This window comes from Streptomyces sp. JB150 (assembly GCF_011193355.1).
Classification (GTDB): domain Bacteria; phylum Actinomycetota; class Actinomycetes; order Streptomycetales; family Streptomycetaceae; genus Streptomyces.
In genome coordinates this window covers 4,569,228-4,590,237 of record NZ_CP049780.1, presented here as the reverse complement: position 1 = coordinate 4,590,237, position 21,010 = coordinate 4,569,228, and the positions used below count along the sequence as shown (strand labels likewise).

At 73.2% G+C, this 21,010-nt stretch carries 17 protein-coding genes; 7 read left to right on the top strand and 10 right to left on the bottom strand.

Going from position 1 to position 21,010, the window contains the following annotated elements; all coding sequences use genetic code 11:
• The first annotated feature begins 73 nt into the window (after positions 1–73).
• A complete protein-coding gene (locus G7Z13_RS21465; RefSeq protein ID WP_166001702.1) occupies positions 74–706 on the top strand; it encodes a hypothetical protein in 633 nt (210 codons plus the stop codon).
• A 37-nt stretch (positions 707–743) separates the two neighbouring features.
• Here the strand turns inward: G7Z13_RS21465 and G7Z13_RS21460 are convergent, their stop codons facing one another.
• Positions 744–1,490: a response regulator transcription factor gene (locus G7Z13_RS21460; RefSeq protein WP_166001700.1), complete on the bottom strand. Its 747-nt coding sequence runs from the start codon at positions 1,488–1,490 to the stop codon at positions 744–746.
• Positions 1,487–2,785: an ATP-binding protein gene (locus G7Z13_RS21455; protein ID WP_166001698.1), complete on the bottom strand. Its 1,299-nt coding sequence runs from the start codon at positions 2,783–2,785 to the stop codon at positions 1,487–1,489. The genes G7Z13_RS21460 and G7Z13_RS21455 overlap by 4 nt, the downstream gene beginning before the upstream one ends.
• A gap of 179 nt (positions 2,786–2,964) precedes the next feature.
• On the opposite strand from G7Z13_RS21455, the gene G7Z13_RS21450 reads away from it, so the two are divergent.
• Both G7Z13_RS21450 and G7Z13_RS21445 read left to right on the top strand, forming a co-directional pair.
• Positions 2,965–4,647, top strand: coding sequence for a PspC domain-containing protein (locus tag G7Z13_RS21450; RefSeq protein ID WP_166001696.1), 1,683 nt, complete (start codon positions 2,965–2,967; stop codon positions 4,645–4,647).
• The gene (locus G7Z13_RS21445; RefSeq protein ID WP_166001694.1) at positions 4,634–4,846 is read left to right on the top strand and encodes a hypothetical protein; all 213 of its coding nucleotides are present in this window, start codon (positions 4,634–4,636) and stop codon (positions 4,844–4,846) included. The genes G7Z13_RS21450 and G7Z13_RS21445 overlap by 14 nt, the downstream gene beginning before the upstream one ends.
• Here G7Z13_RS21445 and G7Z13_RS21440 read toward each other — a convergent pair.
• Positions 4,843–5,394: a DoxX family protein gene (locus G7Z13_RS21440; RefSeq protein WP_166001692.1), complete on the bottom strand. Its 552-nt coding sequence runs from the start codon at positions 5,392–5,394 to the stop codon at positions 4,843–4,845. The genes G7Z13_RS21445 and G7Z13_RS21440 overlap by 4 nt on opposite strands.
• A 318-nt stretch (positions 5,395–5,712) precedes the next feature.
• Complete coding sequence (locus tag G7Z13_RS21435; RefSeq protein ID WP_166001690.1) at positions 5,713–7,017, bottom strand: hypothetical protein; 1,305 nt, start codon at positions 7,015–7,017, stop codon at positions 5,713–5,715.
• A 175-nt stretch (positions 7,018–7,192) separates the two neighbouring features.
• On the opposite strand from G7Z13_RS21435, the gene G7Z13_RS21430 reads away from it, so the two are divergent.
• Positions 7,193–8,185 carry a DUF4429 domain-containing protein gene (locus tag G7Z13_RS21430; RefSeq protein WP_166001689.1) on the top strand — a complete coding sequence of 331 codons (993 nt, stop codon included), beginning with the start codon at positions 7,193–7,195 and terminating at the stop codon, positions 8,183–8,185.
• A gap of 50 nt (positions 8,186–8,235) precedes the next feature.
• Here the strand turns inward: G7Z13_RS21430 and G7Z13_RS21425 are convergent, their stop codons facing one another.
• On the bottom strand, positions 8,236–9,030 hold the full coding sequence (locus G7Z13_RS21425; protein WP_166001686.1) for a class II aldolase/adducin family protein: 795 nt from the start codon (positions 9,028–9,030) through the stop codon (positions 8,236–8,238).
• A gap of 116 nt (positions 9,031–9,146) precedes the next feature.
• Here G7Z13_RS21425 and G7Z13_RS21420 point away from each other — a divergent pair, with 116 nt between their 5' ends.
• Complete coding sequence (locus tag G7Z13_RS21420; protein WP_166001684.1) at positions 9,147–9,620, top strand: pyridoxamine 5'-phosphate oxidase family protein; 474 nt, start codon at positions 9,147–9,149, stop codon at positions 9,618–9,620.
• 20 nt (positions 9,621–9,640) lie between these two features.
• Here the strand turns inward: G7Z13_RS21420 and guaA are convergent, their stop codons facing one another.
• Entirely contained in the window at positions 9,641–11,221 is a 1,581-nt protein-coding gene (gene guaA / locus G7Z13_RS21415; protein WP_166001682.1) for a glutamine-hydrolyzing GMP synthase, read from the bottom strand.
• Between the two features lie 369 nt (positions 11,222–11,590).
• Between guaA and G7Z13_RS21410 the strand changes: the two genes are divergently transcribed.
• Positions 11,591–11,887: a chorismate mutase gene (locus G7Z13_RS21410; RefSeq protein ID WP_166001680.1), complete on the top strand. Its 297-nt coding sequence runs from the start codon at positions 11,591–11,593 to the stop codon at positions 11,885–11,887.
• Between the two features lie 705 nt (positions 11,888–12,592).
• Entirely contained in the window at positions 12,593–13,630 is a 1,038-nt protein-coding gene (locus G7Z13_RS21405; protein ID WP_166001678.1) for an LPXTG cell wall anchor domain-containing protein, read from the top strand.
• A 95-nt stretch (positions 13,631–13,725) separates the two neighbouring features.
• On the opposite strand, the gene G7Z13_RS21400 is transcribed toward G7Z13_RS21405, so the two are convergent.
• The 4 genes from G7Z13_RS21400 to G7Z13_RS21385 form a co-directional block, all read right to left on the bottom strand.
• Positions 13,726–15,552, bottom strand: coding sequence for a GMC family oxidoreductase (locus tag G7Z13_RS21400; RefSeq protein WP_166001676.1), 1,827 nt, complete (start codon positions 15,550–15,552; stop codon positions 13,726–13,728).
• 70 nt (positions 15,553–15,622) lie between these two features.
• A complete protein-coding gene (locus G7Z13_RS21395) occupies positions 15,623–17,242 on the bottom strand; it encodes a succinic semialdehyde dehydrogenase (protein ID WP_166001674.1) in 1,620 nt (539 codons plus the stop codon).
• A 104-nt stretch (positions 17,243–17,346) separates the two neighbouring features.
• A complete protein-coding gene (locus tag G7Z13_RS21390; protein WP_166001672.1) occupies positions 17,347–19,119 on the bottom strand; it encodes a serine/threonine-protein kinase in 1,773 nt (590 codons plus the stop codon).
• A gap of 17 nt (positions 19,120–19,136) precedes the next feature.
• The gene (locus G7Z13_RS21385; RefSeq protein ID WP_166001670.1) at positions 19,137–20,963 is read right to left on the bottom strand and encodes a serine/threonine-protein kinase; all 1,827 of its coding nucleotides are present in this window, start codon (positions 20,961–20,963) and stop codon (positions 19,137–19,139) included.
• Between the last annotated feature and the right edge of the window lie 47 nt (positions 20,964–21,010).

The window sequence follows — 21,010 nt, the reverse complement described above, 5'->3', positions numbered from 1 at the left end:
TAGCGTCGGACAGCGAGGCGGTGGTGCACCGCTTCCTGCGCTCCCGCAGCTCCCCTCCGCCCGGAAGGTCCCGATGCCCCGCTCGCCGCTGCCCCCGCCGCCGCCTCCGCCGCACCTTCGGACCTGGCCGGACCGGGCGGCACTGCTGGCCGACCGGGGACGGGCGCTGGAGGAGCTGCGCCGCCGCAGCCTGGGGGTGCACCGGGTGCTGCTGCTGTGGCTGCTGGCGCTCGCGGCCATCATCGGCTGGTCCCTGCTGATCCTGCCGCTCCAGCAGCTGGAACAGAAGGACCCTCTCGGGTTCGTCCTCGGACCGATCTTCGCCGTCCTCGGTCTGGCCTCCCTCACCCCGTCCGTCATCGCGGTCGTCATCGCCGTCCGCCGCGACCACCGGATACGGCAACTCATCGACGCCTGGCTGGCCCTGGACAGCCACCCACCGACCGACGCCCGGCTGCGCTCCGCCGGCCTAAGCCTGTTCTGGATGCTCTCCTCCCTGATGGTCTGCGGGATCGGCCTGTGGGCGTCCTTCGCGTCGGCGGCCCGCGCGGAACCCGGCCGGTCGACCTACGCGGACGTCGTGCTCGGCATGGGCATCGGCATGATCCTCTGGCTGACCGGGCTGATCGGCGTCGTCAAGGCCGTACGGCACTACCGGTGGGCGCTGCGGACGCTGCGGCCGGCGCTCCGGGTGCCGCAGGGCTGAGGAGGCGGCGGCGCGGGGCCGGAGGCGGCGGCGCCCGTCACACCAGGCGTCGCGCCGTCGCCCATCTCGTCAGCTCGTGGCGGTTGGACAGCTGGAGCTTGCGCAGGACGGCGGAGACATGGGACTCGACCGTCTTCACCGAGATGAACAGCTGCTTCGCGATCTCCTTGTAGGCGTACCCCCGCGCGATGAGCCGCAGCACCTCGCGCTCGCGCTGGGTGAGGCGGTCGAGGTCCTCGTCGACCGGCGGGGCGTCGGTGGAGGCGAACGCGTCGAGCACGAAGCCGGCCAGACGCGGCGAGAACACCGCGTCGCCCTCCTGCACCCGGAAGATCGAGTCGATGAGGTCCGAGCCGGTGATCGTCTTCGTCACATAGCCCCGCGCGCCGCCGCGGATGACCCCGATCACGTCCTCGGCGGCGTCCGAGACGGACAGCGCGAGGAAGCGGACCGGCTGCTCGGCGTCGGCCGTCAACGCCGCGCAGCGGCGCAGCACTTCGACCCCGCCGCCGCCCGGCAGGTGCACGTCGAGCAGCACGACCTCGGGCCGGGTCGCGGTGATGACGCCGACCGCCTGGTCGACGTCGGCGGCCTCGCCGACGACCTCGACGCCGGTCTGCTCGGTCCGGCCGATCTCCGCCCGCACCCCCGTGCGGAACATCCGGTGGTCGTCGACGAGGACGACACGCACCCGCCGGTCGACGGTGCCCTGGCCGGCCGGCTCCGCGGACTCGGCCGGTTCCGCCGCTCCCGCTGTGCCGTTCGCCTCGGTCGGGTCGCTCATGACGTGTTCTCCGCCCTCTCCATCTCCAGCTCGACCTCCGTGCCGCCGCCGGGCACCGCCCGCAGCCGGGCCGTGCCGCCGTTGCGCTCCATGCGGCCGATGATCGATTCTCTGACACCCATGCGGTCGGCGGGTATCGAGTCGAGGTCGAAGCCGGGGCCGCGGTCCCGCACGGACACGAAGACCGTCCTGCCCTCGACTTCGGCGTAGACCTGGACCGCGCCGCCCTCGCCACCGTACTTGGCGGCGTTCACCATCGCCTCGCGCGCGGCCTGCATCTGTGCGCCGGTGCGGTCGTCGAGCGGGCAGTCGCCGACGACCACGACCTCTATGGGCACGCCGTGCTTGTCCTCCACCTCGGCGGCGTTGCGCCGCACCGCCTCGGCGAGCGTGGTCGGTTCGTCGTCCTCGTCCTTGCCGGTGCCCTCCGGTTTGTACAGCCAGGTGCGCAGGTCGCGCTCCTGGGCGCGGGCGAGGCGGCGCACCTCGCTCGCGTTCTCCGCGTTGCGCTGGATCAGCGTCAGGGTGTGCAGCACCGAGTCGTGGACGTGCGCGGCGACTTCGGCGCGCTCCTGCGCGCGGATGCGCATCAGGCGTTCCTCGGACAGGTCCTGGGTCATCCGCACCAGATAGGGGCCGGCGAGCAGGGTGATGCCGACAAGGACGGCGAGGGCGGCCTGGAGGACCGAGCCGAGGTGGGCGGCGGAGCCCTGCAGGACGAAGATGCCGGAGACTCCGGCCGTGACCAGCAGGACGCCCGCGCCGGCGCGCAGCAGGGTGAGGGTGCGCCGGCGGCGGCCGACCTCGACCCAGCGGGCCCGGCGGGCGTTGTCCGCCTGGCGCCAGACGAGGGCGACGCCGGCGCCGACCAGGACGGCGGGCCACAGGTAGGCCCTGGCGCCGCCGCCCAGGTTGACGCTGCTGACGAAGACCATCGCCACGACCACCATGAGCAGCAGGGCGACGATCTGGCCCTTGTCCGGTCTGCGGGTGACGAGTCTGCGGCGGCCGTCGGGCGAGGCCTCGGCGGTGACGAAGGACGGTGGCCGGTCCGCGTCGACGCCGCCGACGCCGAGCGGCACGAAGAACCAGAACGCCGCGTACAGCAGCGCGCCGAGGCCGTCGGCCATGAACAGTCCGACGAAGACCAGGCGTACCCAGACGACGGGCAGCCCGAGATGTCCGGCGAGCCCCCGCGCCACGCCACCGAGCCAGCGTCCGTCACTGCTGCGGTAGAGCTTGCGCGGCGGCCGCGGTCCGGTGAGTGGCGCTGCTGCGGTTGCGGCTTCCGGCATGCCATCGATGGTCACACGGCGGGAGGGCCGGGGCATCAGGGTCGACCCCCGAGACGCCCCTGATCTTCGAGCCGGTGTTCCGTCGCACGGATCCCCCGCGCCGGGTCAGGGGCGATATCAGGGTCGGGCTAGGGTCATTCCCCCTGCCGTCGGAGCGGCCCGGCCGTCACCATGGACGCATGACTGATCACCAGCACGCCGCGGATGCCGGGCCCGACGCGGGCTCCGCGTCCGACCCGGCGACCACGGCCTCCGCGGGTGCGGAGTCGCGTGCGCACGAGCGCGCGGGCACGCGCCGGCGGGCGGACGCGCGCGATCAAGGGGACGCGCCGGCGGAGCTGGACTCGCACGGACAGCCGGCCCCCGCGACCAAGGCGGGCCGGGCCGAAGGAGCACGGGTGAACGGGGCGACACCGGCCGACGGGGCCGGAGCACCGGCCGAGGCCGGACAGCGGGCGGACACGCCGGCCGATGCGCGGGCCGGCGGCGGAACGTCCGGGGCCGCGGGCCCGTCCGAAAACAGCGGCCCGCCGTCCGCCGGGCCCGGTGGCCCGCAGGGACCCGACGCGCCGGAGGCGGGGCGGGCGCCCGAGGGGCTGACGGACTTCCGGCGGGACCGGTGGCACAAGATGGTCGCCGGTGTCTGTGCCGGGCTGGGCCGGCAGTGCGACATGGATCCGGTGATCTTCCGGATCACCCTGGCCGTGCTGTCCGCCACCGGCGGCATCGGCCTCATCTTCTACGGCTTCGCCTGGCTCTTCGTGCCGTACGACGACGAGGAGGAGAACGAGGTCCGCAAGCTGCTGACCGGCCGGGTGGACGGCCAGGCACTGGCCGCGGTGCTGTTCGCGCTCGTGGGCTGCGGGGTCTTCCTGTCGATGCTGAACAACGGCGGTGTGCTCACGTTCGCCGTCGTCCTCTCCCTGCTGCTGGCCGGCGCGGGGTACTGGTCGCAGCGCCGCGGCGCCCCCGGCCCGGATCCGCTGGCCGCGCAGGCCGCCGCCGACGCCCCGCCGGAGGCCCAGGCGCCGCCGGCGCCCATCGCCTACTCGTGGTGGCGCGACCCGATCGTGAAGGACGGCACGCACGTCGGGGGCACCGGCTATCTGTGGGGCCCCAGGGACTCCCGGGACCATGACATCGCGGCGACCGTCAGTCTCGCCCTCGACGACTACCCGCACGGCCGCGAGGCCCGCGGCCTGCCTCGGCAGGAGCCGCCGAAGCCGCGCGGGCCCCGCTGGATCGGCGGCTGGATCTTCCTGCTCGCCCTCGTCGCGGGCGGCCTCGGCACCACGCTGACCTGGCACGGGCATCCGCTCGGCACCAGCTTGCAGGCCGGCCTGTCCTGTGCGCTCGCCGTCCTCGGCCTGGGCATCGCGGTCAGCGCGTTCCTCGGTCGCACGGGCGCGGGATCGGTGTTCCTGGCGGTCGTCACCGCCGCGCTGCTGGCCGGCTCGGCCGCGGTGCCCAAGGACATCGGCACCGAGTGGACCCGGACGACGTGGGAGCCGGCGGCGGTGGCGGAGCTGCGGGGGAGGTACGACCTCGGCACCGGCGTCGGCACGCTGGACCTGTCCCGGCTGGACCCGGCCGAGGGACAGGCGACGGCCACGGCGGCCCAGGTGGGCATCGGGCGACTGCGGGTGATCGTGCCGTCGGACGTGACGGTGAAGGCGAACATCGACGTGGGGGTGGGCGACATCCAGCTGCCGGGCGACAGAAGACAGGACGTGGACGTCGCGCCCGGCAAGTACAGAGAGGTCACGCTGAAGCCGGAGGCGGGCACGAGGAGTGCCGGCACGATCGAGCTCGACCTTCAGGTCGGGATGGGACAGGTGGAGGTCAGCCGTGCTGCGTCATGAGTTCCAGCCGGGCAGGCTCGTCGCGGGATGCTTCCTCGCCCTCGGGGGTGTCGTGTACGCCGGGGACGCGAGCGGCGCGTGGGAGACACCGTGGTTCGTGATGCTCCCCCTCGCGGCGGGCGGCCTGATCCTGGCCGGTGCGGTGGGCTTCGTGAGCCGGGCCGTCCGCCGGAGACAGTCCCGGCGTCAGCCGGGCTAGATCTGGGCGGCGTCCCGGGCCTGACGCCGTGTGCCTCGGTGCCGGCGTCGTGTGCGCAGGGCCGCGTCCACGGAGAGGTAGGGCGCGCCGGCGAGGACCAGGGGCAGCCAGGCCATCAGGTAGACGAGGTCGTTGCCGTAGTAGTAGGGGTCGGAGGCCCAGCTCACGGTCAGCCACAGGCTGAGGGAGATCAGCGCGCCGCCGAGGGCGGCGAGGCGGGCGAAGAGGCCGAGCAAGGTGCCGATGCCGACGGCCAGTTCACCGATGGCGATGGCCGAGCCGAAGCCGACGGGGTTCTCGAGGGCCAGGTCGACAAGGGCCGGGACGGCGGAGGAGTCGCGCACGGCGCGCATCATGTCGCCGACCGATCCGGAGCCGCCGTCCTGAAGGAACGCGCTGTCGGTGAGCTTGTCGAGGCCGGCGTAGACGAACGTGATGCCGAGGAAGAGGCGCAGGGGGAGGAGGGCGTAGCGGCTGGCGGTGTCCCGCCGGTCACCAGCGCCGACCGCGGGCTCGGTGGGAGTGTCCGGACGCATACCGTGAGTCATCGCTGCCCGCCGCCTCTCGCCCGCCTGCCGTGACCCCTCATCAGACGATACGTACGCACGAGAGGACCCGCTCACTCATGTTCCAGCCGCTTTCCGGCGATCGCCGCCGCGCTACGGCGCGGTCCGCGCGCGGGCCGTCCGGGCCGTTTTCCGCACCCACTGCCGCCCCGCCACGGACGGCTCGCAACCGCTGTCCGGCCCGGCCGGCCCACAGGGCTTGGCCGTCTCGGACGGATCGGCGGGCTCGGACGGATCGGCGGGCCAGGACGCGTGGGGCAGCTCGGGCGGCTCGGCCGCGACCGGCTGCGTCGCCTCCGGCTACTCCGTCACCTCGATCACGTACGGGTTCGTCTCCACGCCCGCCGCCGTCACGACCTGCACGGTCACCCGGCCCGGCTCGACATCGGCGGGCACGGGGACGGTGAGCAGGGCGTCGGTGGGGTTGCTGAAGCCGCCCGCCACGGGCACGAGCGGGACATGGACATGGACGGCCCCGATCCGTACGGCCATCCGCGACAGCCGGTCGGCGCCCTGCGCGCCCGGCGGGACGAAACCGGCGCCCCGGATCTCGATGTCCTCCCCGGTGCGGATGGGCGCGTCGAGGTCACCGGCCTCCCTGGCCCGTACGACGGAGAGGATCACGGGACGGCCACCTTCGGAGTACTTGCCAGCGAGGTAGGTCGCGGCCGAGATCAGCACGACCGCCGCGAGTCCCCAGGGCAGGTCGGGCAGTTGGTCCGGGCGGCGGGCCAGCCTGACCACGCCGAAGACGAGGGCGACGGCACTGATCACGACGTACTGGAGATCGGCGAAGCTGCCCCGCCCCGAGTCGTCGGTGAGCAGATCGGCCGCCCGGGGCCGGTCCGCGCGGACCTTCTGCAGCCGTTGGCCGAGCACCCGCAGCCCGACCACCCGCCGCACCAGCACCGCGATCCCGCACACCACGGCGAGCACGGTGACCGCACCCGCGCCGCGGGCGAGTTCGAGCCCGGCGATCAGCACGTCGCGCTCGTCGTGATCCGAGGCGGCCGCCAGCTGCCCGGCCAGGACCAGCACCGTGTACGCGACGAAGAGCACCCACGCCGCGGCCACGGCACGGGAGGTGGACAGCCGGTTGTCCTCGCCGATTACCGGCGCCAGTGCCCCGCCGCGGGCCCGGTGGAAGAAGGACGCCGCCGTCAGCGCCCCGGCCACCACGAGCGCGGCGAGCAAGCCTGCGGTACGGGCGGCCGTCCAGCCGGTGCCGATCGCGGTGAGCGCCTGCACCAGCAGCAACAGCACGACGAGCGCCCACACCGTGAACGCCGTCCGCCGCCACAGCCGGGCCAGCCAGGCCTGACCCTCGGCGCGGCCGCGTTCGGCGACGAGCTGCGCGGACTGGGTAAGTTCGTCGGACACCCACTGGCGGGAGGCCGAAGGGGAGTGCGCGACCGCCGCCGGCAGCCCCTGCCCGGCCGCGAACTCGTCGCGTTTCCGCAGGAACGCGGCGACGGCCCGCCGGTGTCCCTCGCGCGCCCCGTGCGGGCACTCCCCGCCGTCGCAGCCACCGCCGTGGAGGCCCCCGTGGACGCCTCCGTACGCTCCGGGCTCCGCACCGCCCTGTCTCGCCTCCTGCACCGCCACGCCCGACGCCCGCCCTTCCCGGCCAGCACCCTGCGACGCCCGTCCGGCGCCGCCGTACAACTCCCCTGCGACGACAGCGAATTGTGCCCTACGCCACGCCGTTTACGTCCGGTTGTTCTGGTCAGCGCGGGTGAAATCGTGACCGTCGTGTTGACCCGGCTGCGAGAATTTCGGTATGGCCGAGATCAGCCAGCGCGACGGCACCTGGGTCTTCGACGGCACAACGGTGCGGATCACGCCGGGACTTCACCGGTCGGTGCCGCTGTTCCGGCAGACGTACGGGGAGATCACGGTGCCGCTGGAGGCGGTCTCCTCGGTGGTGCACGAGCCCGACCGCAAGCGCGGCCGGCTGCGGTTGCGGCTGCGGGAAGGGGCGGACCCGCTGCTCCAGGCGACCTCGGGCCGGCTGCCGGACGCGGCCGACCCCTACCGGCTGGCGGTCGATGCGGACCGGTCGGGGGTCGCGGAGTACCTGGCGGAGGAGATCCGGCGCGCCCTGCTGCTGGACGGGATTCCCAAGGGGCCGGCCACGGCCTACCTGCTTCCGGGGCCGCCGGTGCCGGTGTCGGTGCGGTCCTCGGACGGCACGGTGTCCTTCGACGGGACGCGGATCAGGATCGACTGGAGCGAGACGTCCGACCGGGTGAAGCGGGCGACGGGGCCGCGGATCATCGACATCGGCGACCTGGAGCGGGTCGAATGGCTGCCGAACTCGGGGGCGGAGGACGGCTTTCTGCGGTTCGTGACCCGGGAGACGGCACACGCGAGACTCCCGCCGGAGAAGGACCCGTACGCCCTCGACCTGTGGGGCAGTACGCGCCGCGATCTGCTCACCGCGCTGGTCGCCGCGGCCGTCACGGCCCGCTTGCCGCACCCGTCGGCCCGCACGGGCGGCGCACCCGCCGACACCGGGCCACGGCAACGACTCGCCGCACCGCAGGCACTACCGCAGACACCCTCACCGGCACCATCACAGGCGTCCCCACCGTCACCGTCACCGTCACCGGCCCTCCCACCACCACCGGGAGCGTCGTCCGCCCCGCCGCGCGACGACCATCACGACGTGCTGCTGCGCAGGCTGCGGGAGCTGGGCGAGCTGCACCGGGACGGGGTGCTTACGGACGAGGAGTTCACGCGGGTCAAGGCGGCGGTGCTGCGCGGCTTGTGAGCGGGGGGCGCTCGGGCAGTGTCGCCCGGCACGTCCCGGTGCCGGACCGGTCAGCGCAGCAGGTCGGGTTCGCTGTGGGTGATGTCCTGCCACAGCGGCTGGTAGTTGATCCAGGCCACCAGGTCGCCGCCCAGCTGCTCGCGGGTCGCCACCGCCGCCTTGTGGTCGATCCGCACCGGCCGGCCCGCCGCGTGCGCGGTGAGCTGGACCTGGCAGGACCGCTCCATCGACAGGAACCACCAGGCGGCCGCGTCGACGGAGTCGCCGACGGTGAGCAGTCCGTGGTTGCGCAGGACCAGCGCCTTGCGGGAGCCGAGCGTGGCGGCGATCCGGCGGCCCTCCTCGGCGTCGACGGAGACGCCGGTGTAGGCGTCGTACAGAGCCACGTCCTCGTAGAAGGCGCAGCTCTCCTGGGTGATGGGCTCGATGAGATCGCCGAGGGCGGCCACGGCGCGGCCGTGCACGGTGTGACAGTGGGCGACCGCGACGACGTCCGGGCGGGCGGCGTGCACCTGGGCGTGGACGGTGAAGGCGGCCTGGTTGACGTGGTAGCGGCCCTCGATCACCTGTCCGTCGGCGTTGGCCAGCACCAGGTCGCTGACGGTGACGTGCCGGAACGGCAGGCCGAAGGGGTTGACCCAGAAGCAGTCGCTGTACTCCGGATCGCGTGCGGTGATGTGCCCGGAGACGCCGTCCTCGAAGCCGAGCCGTCCGAAGATCCGCAGGGCGCCGGCCAGCCGTTCCTTGCGGTGCCGGCGCTCGTCGTCGACCGACTCGTGCATCGGCGGCATGGCGAACCGGAGCCGGTCGGTGGGCAGGGGTGGGGGTGGGGTGGGCCCGGGCATTGCTCCTCCGGCGCTGGGGTGCGGTACGGGCGGGAAGGTACCGGCGGTCAGCCGAACAGAACAGACCTCGGCCAAAGGCGACAGAGGTTGTCGGGTTTCGGCGCCACACTCGTCGCATGGGAGCAAACTGGGAAACCTTCGTCAGCGCCGAACCCGATCTCGCGAAGACCGTCGAGGAGCGTTTCGGCGCGTTCACCCACCACGTCCTCGCGACGCTGCGCAAGGACGGCTCGCCCCGGACGACCGGTCTGGAGGTGCGTTTCCTGAACGGCGAGCTGTGGCTCGGCATGATGCCCAACTCGCTGAAGGCGCTCGACCTGCGCCGCGACCCGCGGTTCGCGTTGCAGGCGAACCCCGGGGAGGGCACCGGGATGGGCGGCGGGGACGTCCGGATCAGCGGGCGGGCGATCGAGGTGACCGATCCGCGGGTGAAGGCCGGGTACACGAAAGAGGTGGAACCGCCGGAGCCGTTCCACCTCTTCCGCACCGAGCTGACGGAGGTCACGCGGACCTACGTACAGGACGACACGTACCTCGTCCTCCAGGTCTGGAAGCCCGGCGCGCCCCTGCGCACGATCAAGCGCACGTAGGGGTCACCCGCGGGTGCGGGTCACTCCCACTCGATCGTCCCCGGCGGCTTGGACGTCACGTCCAGCACGACCCGGTTGACGTCGCGGACCTCGTTGGTGATGCGGGTGGAGATCCGGGCGAGGACGTCGTACGGCAGGCGCGACCAGTCGGCTGTCATGGCGTCCTCGGAGGACACCGGGCGCAGGACGATCGGGTGGCCGTAGGTGCGGCCGTCGCCCTGGACGCCGACGGAGCGGACGTCCGCGAGCAGGACCACCGGGCACTGCCAGATGTCGCGGTCGAGGCCGGCCGCGGTCAGCTCCTCGCGGGCGATGGCGTCGGCCTCGCGCAGCAGGTCCAGGCGCTCCTTGGTGACCTCGCCGACGATCCGGATGCCGAGGCCGGGACCGGGGAACGGCTGGCGCTGGACGATCTCCTCCGGCAGGCCCAGCTCCTGGCCGACCATCCGGACCTCGTCCTTGAACAGCTTGCGCAGCGGCTCGATCAGCTTGAACTCGAGGTCCTCGGGCAGGCCGCCGACGTTGTGGTGGGACTTGATGTTGGCGGTGCCGGTGCCGCCGCCGGACTCGACGACGTCCGGGTACAGGGTGCCCTGGACCAGGAACTCCACGGCCGGGCCCTCGTCCGCGATGATCTCGGCCTGGGCCTGCTCGAAGACGCGGATGAACTCGCGGCCGATGATCTTCCGCTTCTCCTCGGGGTCGGTGACCCCGGCGAGCGCCTTCAGGAACCGCTCCTCGGCGTCGACGACCTTCAGCTGAACACCGGTCGCGGCCACGAAGTCCTTCTCGACCTGCTCGGTCTCACCCTTGCGCATCAGGCCGTGGTCGACGTAGACGCAGGTCAGCTGGGAGCCGATGGCCTTCTGGACGAGGGCGGCGGCCACGGCGGAGTCGACGCCGCCGGACAGACCGCAGATCGCCCGCTTGTCGCCGACCAGCTCGCGGATGGCCTCGACCTGCTCCTCGATGACGTTGCCGGTCGTCCAGCTCGGCTTCAGGCCGGCGCCCCGGTAGAGGAAGTGCTCCAGGACCTGCTGGCCGTGCGTGGAGTGCATGACCTCGGGGTGGTACTGGACGCCGTAGAGCTTCTTCTCGTCGTTCTCGAAGGCGGCGACCGGGACGACGTCCGTGGAGGCCGTGACGGTGAAGCCGTCGGGGGCGGCGGAGCAGGCGTCGCCGTGCGACATCCACACCGCCTGCTCCTCCGGGGTGCCCTCGAAGAGGGTGGAGGAGGGGCGGGAGACGTGCAGGGGCGTGCGGCCGTACTCGCGGGCGCCGGTGTTGTCGACGGTGCCGCCGAGGGTCTGCGCCATCAGCTGGAAGCCGTAGCACATACCGAAGACGGGGACGCCGGCCTCGAAGATCTGGCGGTCGAGACGCGGGGCGCCTTCCTCGTACACCGACGAGGGGCCGCCGGAGAGGATGATCGCCGCCGGGTTCTTGGCGAGCATCTCCTCGACCGGCATGGTGCTCGGGACGATCTCGCTGTAGACCCGGGCCTCGCGGACTCGGCGGGCGATGAGCTGGGCGTACTGCGCGCCGAAGTCGACGACCAGAACGGTGTCGGGGGCGGCGGCAGCGGGAGTCGCTGATGACACGGGGTGCCTTCCGGCGGTTGGGCTGGTCCTTGTGCTTGTCGATTCTACCGAGACGGGCATGGGAAGCGGCCCGTCGCTATCTCCGATCACGGCTCCGCCGCGCCCGCTGTGACGAACGCCGCTTGCCAGGGCCACCCCCCGTCCGTGCATACTGAGCCCCATGCTCACGCACGCGACCTTCCTCTTTACCTATGGCAACCGGCCCGCCGGCTGCCATGGTCGTGCCGCTTGAGCAACTGACAAGCGACTTCCCAGGCGCCCCGGGCCGACAAGGCCCGGGGCGCCTGGCGTTTTCCCGGTTCCTGTCGTCTCCGGGGCCGCCTGGTCCGACCCCCGTCCGACCACCCGCCCCATGATGAGGAGCCCCACATGACCGCGACCGCACCGACGGCGACCGAGAAGACCGGCGCACGCACCCCCGAGGCCGCCGACGTGATCACCGACGCCCGCGAGCGCATCGACGCCCTGGACGACCGGATCATCGGCCTGATCCAGGAACGGATGGCCGTCTCGGCCGTCATCCAGCAGGCCCGGATCCGCTCCGGCGGCCGGCGCGTGAACCTCTCCCGCGAGATGGAGGTCCTCGGCCACTACCGCGACGCCCTCGGCAAGCCGGGGACGGCGCTCGCGATGACGCTGCTGGAGCTGTGCCGCGGCAAGATCTGACGCCCGGGCCGGCCCTGTGCGCGGCCCGGCCCCGGGGGGCGCTGCGCCGGCGGTCCCTGTACGTACGTACGCATCACCTCTCACCCGTACGGCGCGTGACCGTCCCGCCGGCCGCTTCGTTGGTCCCGGTGTCCGTGTCAGCCAGGCGCGGGCCCGAAAGAACCACGCGTGGCTCGCTGGAGCGATGAGACGGACGGATCGTGCCGTGCGTCGTGGGACCTCGCTCCAGGGAAGTGACCGGACGGCAGGGGACAGCAGCCCGGTCACCCAAGAGAAACGGCCGGCTCCGGGGACGCCCGGGGCCGGCCGGCGGAACGGATCCTGTTCCGTCGAGTCCCGGAGCGGGAGCGGGCGGTCGCCCCGTATCCCCGCATCACCCGGCATCACGGGCATCAGCCTGATCGCCATCACCTCACCAGCCGAGACCAACCGCGCACCCCCCGGCGCCGCCTCCCCCGAGTACCGGTGACGCCCTGACACCGGTGCCCACGAACGAAGGGCCCCGCGGCTCCTCCCCCGCGGGGCCCTTCGGCGCGACCGGTGTGATCCAGCCCACATAAAAATTCTGTGAGTGGCGGGACAACCATTCACTGCACTCACGGATCAAACCAGGCGAATCAAGGGTCACAACCGCGCCCCATACGCGGGGCCGCCCACCGCCCCACGCGTGCTGCGCCGCCGCAGCACCGGACATTCGAGGTCTTCATGAAGCTTCGCCGCGCCCTGGCCGCAGCGGCCGCTACGGCAGCGATAGCCCCGCTGGCGCTGCTCTCGGCGCCGGCCGCGTTCGCGACCGGGGACACGTCCTCCGCGAGCCCGACCGTCACCGCGACGGAGACGGTGTCCGAGTCCGCGACGCCGGCGCCCACCGCCTCGGTCAGCGAGACCGCGCCCGAACCGACGGGCTCCGCCACCGAGACCTCCCCGGCGCCCACCGGCTCCGCCACGGAGACCTCCCCGGCGCCGACGGGCTCGGCCACCGAGACCAGCCCCGCGCCGACCGGTTCCGCCACCGGCTCCGCCTCCCCGTCGCCGTCGCCGAGCGAGTCCGCCGAGCCGGACCCGGTCTGCGCCGACCCGGGTGACGAGTCGACCGGTGTCAGCGACGACCTGCGCAGCGGCCTGTCCGGCCTGGCCGACACGATCGTCGCGGGCAGCGGCTGGGAGCAGTTCTCCTTCGACGTCTCCAACCGCGGGGGCGAGGAGATCAAGAACATCAAGCCGCTGATCGGTGTCGCCGCGATCGGATGGGACGAGCAGGACTACTCCGGCGAGATCACGGTGCAGGTCCGCGACAAGGCCTCCGGCGCCTGGTCGACCATCGCCGACACCGGCGGTGAGGGCGGGACGTTCTCCGCGTTCTCGCTGGGCGCGGGCCAGTCCGTCTCGTTCGAGATGCGGCTGAGCGTCAGCGGTGAGGTTCCCGACGCGATCGGGCTGACCGGTGGCTTCGCCCAGTACGCCGACGAAGAGGGCTGCTGGATCGCCGACGACCCGAACGGCTGGCTGTACTTCTTCGACATCCTCGCCGCCGGCTCCGAGAATCCCCGGCCCGGTGACGCCAAGCCGCAGACCGGCGGCATGGCCGACCTCGACGACGTCAACCCGGTCGACGTGACCGGGAGCCTCGCCGAGACGGGTGCCGGTTCCGCCCTGCCCATGATCGGTCTGGTCGGCGGTGCCGCCGTCGTCGCCGGTGCGGGCGCGGTGTACCTCGTGCGCCGCAAGAAGGCCGAGGCGTAGGCCTCAGCGGCCGACGGACAGCGGCCTCAGCGCCGTACAGACCAGGAGGGACCTGCGCTCGGAGGGGGGCACAGGTCCCTCTCGGCGTTCCCGGTTCAGGTCTCCCGCACCTTCTGCGCTCCGGGCTGCTTCGGCACCGCCGGGATGCCGAGGAACGGCAGCCGCAGCGCGCCGAACGCCTCCGCGGGGACCGCCGGCTGCTTCGGCTCGACCGGCTGGAGACGTTCGTACGCCGCGCCCTGCGCCGGGCGCGGGTCGGTCTCGCCCTTGTTCGGCCAGAACGACATCGCCCGCTCGGCCTGCGCGGTGATGGTCAGCGACGGGTTGACGCCGAGGTTCGCGGAGACCGCGGACCCGTCGACGACGGAGATGCCGGGGTGGCCGTAGAGCCGGTGGTACGGGTCGATGACACCGGTCTCGCGGGAGTCGCCGATCGGGCAGCCGCCGAGGAAGTGGGCGGTGAGCGGGGTGCCCATCAGCTCGCCGACGTTGGACCCGGCGAAACCGTTGATGGAGGCGGCGAGCGCGGCGGCGCCCTCGGCGGCGGCCTTGATCTGCTTGGGGTTGGGCGCGCCGTGGCCCTGGCGGGCGGTGAGCAGGCCCTTGCCGACGCCGGACGGCTTCAGATACGTCGTCAGGGAGTTGTCCAGCGACTGCATGACCAGGCCGATGATGGTCTTCTCCGACCAGCGGCGGTTGGACAGCGAGCGCAGCAGCTGCAGCGGATGGCGGGCGGCGTTGCCGAGCCAGGCCAGCAGCCGGGAGGAGCCCTCGGCGTACGGCACCTGCAGGATGGACAGGCTGCCCATCGAGTTGGAGCCCTTGCCGTAGCGGACGGGTTCGATGTGGGTGTTCGCGTCCGGGTGGACGGAGGACGTGATGGCGACGCCGCGGGTGAAGTCGGGGCGCTCGCCGCTGACCTTGCGGTAGCGGCGGTCGGTGGTCTGGGCGCCGACCAGGGCCTCGGAGTTGGTGCGGGTCAGCATGCCGAGCCGGTCGGAGAGGTGCGGGAGCCTGCCGGTGGCCTTCATGCGGTGCAGCAGGGTCTGGGTGCCGTAGGTGCCGGCGGCGAGGACGACCCGGCGGGCGGTGAAGGTCCGGCCCCTGCCCTTCTTCCTGTCGTCGGTGGGCAGGGTGGCGATCGCGTAGCCGCCGCGGGAGTCCTCGGTGACGGACACGACCGTGGTCATCGGGTGGACGACGGCGCCCGCCTTCTCGGCGAGGTGGAGGTAATTCTCGTTGAGGGTGTTCTTCGCGCCGTGGCGGCAGCCGGTCATGCACTCGCCGCACTCGGCGCAGGCTCGGCGGGCCGGGCCCGCGCCGCCGAAGTAGGGGTCGGGGACCTCCTGGCCGGGCTCGGCCGTGACGGTGCCGTCGGCGTCCTGGCCGTCACCGAAGAAGACCCCGACGGGTGCCATGTGGAAGGTGTCGCCGACGCCCATGCGCCGGGCGGCGTCCTTCAGGTGGACGTCGGAGGGGGTCATCGTCGGGTTGAGCCGTACGCCGAGCATGCGCTTCGCCTGGTCGTAGTACGGCCGCAGTTCGTCCTGCCAGTCGGTGATGTGGCGCCACTGGGGGTCGTCGAAGAACGGCTTGGGCGGGACGTAGAGGGTGTTGGCGTAGTTCAGCGACCCGCCGCCCACGCCCGCGCCTGCCAGGACCATGACATTGCCGAGCAGGTGGATGCGCTGGATGCCGTACATGCCGAGCTTCGGCGCCCAGAGGTAGTTCTTCAGGTCCCACGAGTTCTTCGGGAGGGTGTCGCGGGTGAAGCGGCGGCCGGCTTCCAGGACGCCGACGCGGTAGCCCTTCTCGGTCAGGCGCAGGGCGGTGACCGAGCCGCCGAAGCCTGAGCCGACGACGATGACGTCGTAGTCGTACCCGTTTTCGTCCCGGGTCTGGACGGACTTCTCCTGCGACACGTGCTCTCCTCGTCGAGAACTGCGGGGGGGGGACCGGGTTCCGGGGGCCGTCTGGCGCGTCCCCGCCCGCCTAGCGGAAGCGGAACGCCTTCATCAGCCGCAGGCTGCGGGTCATGAACGCCGCGTACTTCTCGTCGTCCATGCCCAGCGACGGCGCCATCGGCAGCAGCCGCTGGTGGGCGACCGTCTGGGCCTCGGTGTACTTGAGGATGCCCTCGGCGCCGTGGCGGCGGCCCAGGCCGGAGTCCTTCATGCCGCCCATCGGGGACTGGACGCTGCCGTAGGCGGGGGCGTAGCCCTCGTTGATGTTGACGGTGCCGGTGCGCAGCCGGGCGGCGACGGCGCGGCCGCGGCGGGCGTCCTTCGTCCACACCGACGAGTTCAGGCCGTACGGCGTGGCGTTGGCCAGCTCGACCGCCTCGTCCTCGGTGCGGAAGCGGTAGAGGGAGACGACCGGGCCGAAGGTCTCCTCGGAGCAGACAGCCATGGGTTCGGTGACACCGTCGAGGATGGTCGGCTCGTAGAAGTACGGCCCGACGTCCGGGCGGGCCACGCCGCCGGCCAGCACCTTCGCGCCCTTGGCCACGGCGTCCTCGACGTGCCGCCGCACGGTCTCCAGCTGGCGCTCGCCGACGAGCGAGCCCATGTCGGCGCCGTAGGCCAGGGCCGTGCCGAGCCGCAGGGCCCTGGTGCGGGCGGCGAAGCGCTCGGCGAAGGCGTCGGCGACCGACTCGTGGACGTACAGCCGCTCGATGGAGATGCACAGCTGGCCCGCGGAGGAGAAGCAGGCGCGGACGGCGCCCGCCGCGGCCTTGTCGAGGTCGGCGTCCGCCAGAACCAGCATGGCGTTCTTGCCGCCGAGTTCGAGCGAGACGCCGACCAGGCGGGCGGCGGCGCCCTGGGCGACCTCGCGCCCGGTGCGGGTGGAGCCGGTGAACGAGACGTAGTCGGCGTGCCGGACGACCTCGGGGCCGACGACCGGGCCGTCGCCGAGGACGACCTGGAAGACGTCGGCGGGCAGTCCGGCCTCGATGAGCAGGTCGCGGGCCCACAGTGCGGTCAGGCAGGTCTCCGTGTCCGGCTTCATCACCACCGCGTTGCCCGCGGCGAAGGCGGGGAGCGCGTCGCCGACGGACAGCTCCAGCGGGTAGTTCCAGGGGGCTATCTGGCCGACCACGCCGCGCGGGTGGCGCAGTTCGAGGACCTTCGTCAGGGCCGGTACGGCGCCCGCGTGCCGCTTGGGCCGGAGGTAGGCCGCGGCCCTGCGGCCGTAATGGCGGGCGGCGACCGCGACCGCCTGCACCTCCTCGTGCGCGTGCAGGCGGGCCTTGCCCGTCTCCAGCTGGATGAGGTCCAGCACCTCGCCCTGGCGCTCCAGGACCAGGTCGTGGAAGCGGAGCAGGACGGCGGCGCGGTCACGGACCGGCGTGCGCTCCCAGACCGGCTGCGCGGCGCGGGCCGCCTGGAAGGCCTTCTCCACGTCCGCGGGCGTCGACTCGGGCAGGTCGGCCAGCTTCTCGCCGGTGAACGGCGTGTGGTTGGCGGTCCGTCCGGAGCCGGTCACCCCCTTGGTGAGCTGGGCGATCAGCTCGGGCGTGACGACATCGGCGGCCGTGCGGACGCCCGCCGGGACGGGGGCGACGGGGTTGGTGGCGGTACCGGCCTTCTCAAGAGCCTGCGCGTCGGTCATGAGGCGCAGGGTATGCCGCGCCGCAGGCTTTGTGTACCCGTCGGTAATGGCGATTCACGGACCGCGCACATGCCGCCAGCGATCACTGGCAACGAACGCGCTGATCAGGGGCGTTGTGTGCCCGATCGGGACGCTGCCACGACCAGCCGGTCGAGGGCGCCGGCGAAGACCGCCTCGCCCACGCGCTCCTGTGCCGTGTCCTCGGGCATCTCGACGCGCAGTTCGTAGAACCGGGCGTCGTCGGTGCGCAGCAGCAGCTCGATGACGCGGTGGCGGAGGTCCTCGTCGCCGTAGCGGCTGTCGGACCGGACGGCGTCCCAGCCCTGGAAGCTGGTGGGGGTGTGGCGGGTGCGGGCGTTGCCGTAGAACTCGAAGGTCGCCGCGTGTTGTTTCGCCTGCTTCATCGGAGTCCCGGGGGATTTGTCCCACTGGGTGAGGCGGACCTGGACGGAACCGGCGGCGTACTCCACGGCGCGCGGCTGGACGGTGTCGTTGCCCTGGCGGGCGAACTCCTGGTACTCGGGCGGCAGGGCGAGGGTCGCGCCCATGTCCTTCTCGGGGTGGGCGGTCCAGCCGTCGAGGGCGGGAGCGGGAGTTGGGGTGCTGCTCGGGCTCGTCGCCGGTGCGGTCGGGCGGCCGGCCGCGGCCTTGCCCGAATCGCGCGTCGCCGCGCCGCCGTCCGGTCCGCCGGCGAGGAGGGAGAGGCCGAGCCCGGCGGTGCCGAGCAGGAGTCCACCGAGGGCGGCGAGCGGGACGGGGCGGCGGTGGAGGGGGCGGCGGGGAGGGTGCCGTACGGCGGAGACCGGGGCCGGTGCCGGGGCGGGTGTTGTACGGGGCGTTGGGGCGGGTGCTGCGCGGAGTGCCGGGCCGGGAGCTGTACGGGGCGCTGGGCGGGGTGTCGTACCGGGCGCCGGGTCGGACAGCGTGTCCGCCTCGGGGTCGGCGCCGGCTCGCCGGGCACCCAGCCGCACCGTCCCGGCGTCGTCGCCGAACTCCGCCGGCCCACAGACGTCTTGGAGCGAGGGGTCCCCCAGGGTGCTGAGGTCCTCGCTCGCGGCCGCTTCCAGTGCCGCCGTGACCTGGTCCGCGTCCGGACGCCGGCCGGGGTCCTTCTCCAGCAGGCGGAGCAGGAGCGGTCCGAGAGGGCCGGCCCGCCGCGGCTCGGGCGGCTCCGTGGTGAGGATCGCGGCGAGCGTCGACTCCGGTGCCGTACGGCGGAAGGGCGACCAGCCCTCCACGGCGGCGTACAGCAGGACGCCGAGGGACCACAGGTCGGAGGCCGGGCCCGCGATCCGGCCGGCCATCCGCTCGGGGGCGACGAACTCCAGCGAACCGACGAACTCGCCGCTGGCGGTGAGGGATTCCTCGCCCTGGACATGGGCGATGCCGAAGTCGGTGAGGACGACCCGGCCGTGCGGGCCGAGCAGGACGTTGGCGGGCTTCACGTCCCGGTGCACGATCCCCACGGCGTGCGCGGCGCGCAGCGCGCCGAGGACCGCGAGGCCGATCCGGGCCGCCTCGGCGGGCTCCAGCGGCCCCCGCCGGAGCACCTCGTGCAGGGACTCGCCCCGCACCAGTTCCATGACGATCCACGGCTGCCCGTCCTCCTCGACGACGTCGTGGACGGCGACGGCGGACGGGTGGTCCACGCGGGCGGCGGCGCGGGCCTCGCGGTGCAGGCGGTGGGCGGCCCGGCGGTAAGCCTCGTCCTCCGGATCGCCCGGCAGGCGGGGCTGCTTGACGGCGACGTCGCGGTCGACGAGCCGGTCGTGGGCGCGCCAGACGGTGCCCATGCCGCCGGAGCCGATCCGCTCGACGAGCCGGTAGCGGCCGCCGACCACGCGTTCGCCACGCGGCCGCGTGCCGCCCTCGTCCATGTTCCGCGCCGGCCTGTTCAGGGCTTCGCGAGGTCCAGGTTGGCGATCGCCGTCCTGGCCACCTCGCGCCCGCGCTCGGTGAAGTCGCCCTTGCCCGGGTAACTGACGGTGAGCTTGTACATGTCGCCGGTCTTGGTCCTGTAGTAGAAGAGCCGCAGCTCGCGCGGGTTCTCGGTGTCGGTCGAGGTGTAGACGACCGTGTTCTCGGCGGCCGGGCGGCCTTCGTGCACGGCGTCGTCGACGGGCCTGGTCCTCGGGTTCGCCGGCATGGAGACGTCGTAGTCGCCGCTCTGCTTGAACCGGGCCTCGTCCTCGTACATCTCGGCCTCCGCGGAGCCCGCGATCTGACCGCTCGTGTCCTCCGACTTCTTGTCGAGTTCGAGGTGCACCCAGATGCTGCCGCTGGGGTCGGAGTACGTCACCCAGTGGCCCTGGTCGGTCTCCTCCGGCTCGGAGCGCTCGTAGACCTCCGGCACCGCCAGGGTGGCGCCCAGCGCCTTCTCCGGGTGCTCCTTCCAGCCGTCCGGCAGCGGGCCCGCGAACGGCTCGGCGATCACCAGGTACGCCGCCAGCGCCGCGGTCACGACCGCCGCGCCGAGTCCGACCAGCATCCTGCGGCCGATCCGGACACCACCGCGGGAACCGGAGTCGCCGGTGACGGTCACCACCTGCGTGGGGAGGGGCTCCGGCGGGTTCGCGGCGGCCTCCAGCAGGGCGCGGACCCGCGCGGCGTTCGGCCGGTGCGCGGGGTCCTTCTGCAGCAGGCCGTTGATGACCTCCGCGAGCGGGCCCCGCGCGGAGGCGGGCGGCGCCGGGGTGGCGTTGAGGACGGACTGGAGCGTGGCCGGGGTGTTGCTGCGCCGGAACGGGGAGACGCCCTCGGTCGCCGCGTACAGCACGACACCCAGCGACCAGAGGTCGGCGGCCGGGCCGGGACGCCGGCCGAGCACCCGCTCGGGGGCGATGTACTCGGGCGAGCCGACGAACCCGCCCGTGTCGGTCAGGTTGGTCTCGCCCTCGATCTGGGCGATGCCGAAGTCGGTGAGGACGATCCGGCCGTGCCGGCCGAGCAGGATGTTGTCCGGCTTGACGTCGCGGTGCAGGATGCCGGCCGCGTGCGCGGCCTCCAGCGCGCCCAGCACCTCCAGGCCGATCCGGGCGGCCTCGCGCGCGTCCAGCGTGCCCTCGCGCAGGGCGTCGCCGAGGGAACGTCCCTGCACCAGCTCCATCACGATCCACGGCCGGTCGTCGACCACGGCCACGTCGTGCACGTTGACGACCGCCGGGTGGTCGAGCCGGGCCGCGGCGCGCGCCTCGCGGCGCATCCGCTCGAAGGCGTTGGCGCGTTCGCGTTCGGGGAGGTGGTCCGGGACGCGCGGCTCCTTGACGGCGACCTCACGGTCCACGATCTCGTCCTTGGCCCGCCAGACCGTGCCCATGCCGCCGTGCCCGAGCTTGGCGAGCAGCCGGTAGCGACCGGCGATCAGTCGCCCGGCACCGGGGTCGGGCCGAGGGGCGGGGGCGGCGGGCGGGCCGGCGGGAGCCGCAGCAGAGGCCGCGGGAGCGGGGCCTGCGGCGGGAGCGGGGGCGAAGTGCCCCTGCACCGCACCGTGCTGCTGCGGCCAGCCGTGCCCCTGCGCCGCACCGGGGCCCTGCGCACCACCGTGCTGCGGCCCCTGCGCCCCACCGTGCTGCTGCGGTCCGCCCTGCGCCGGCGTCGGGGCCGCGTACGGATTGCCCGGGTGCGGAATCGCGGAGGGCGGCTGCTGCGGCGGGTTCGGCGGCTGCAGCCCGAAACTGGTCGGCTCGTCGGCCCCGTAGCGGGCTCCCCCGTTGTTGCTCATGCGTTCATGGATATCGCGCCGGGCGCCCACGCATCCACTTCACGCAG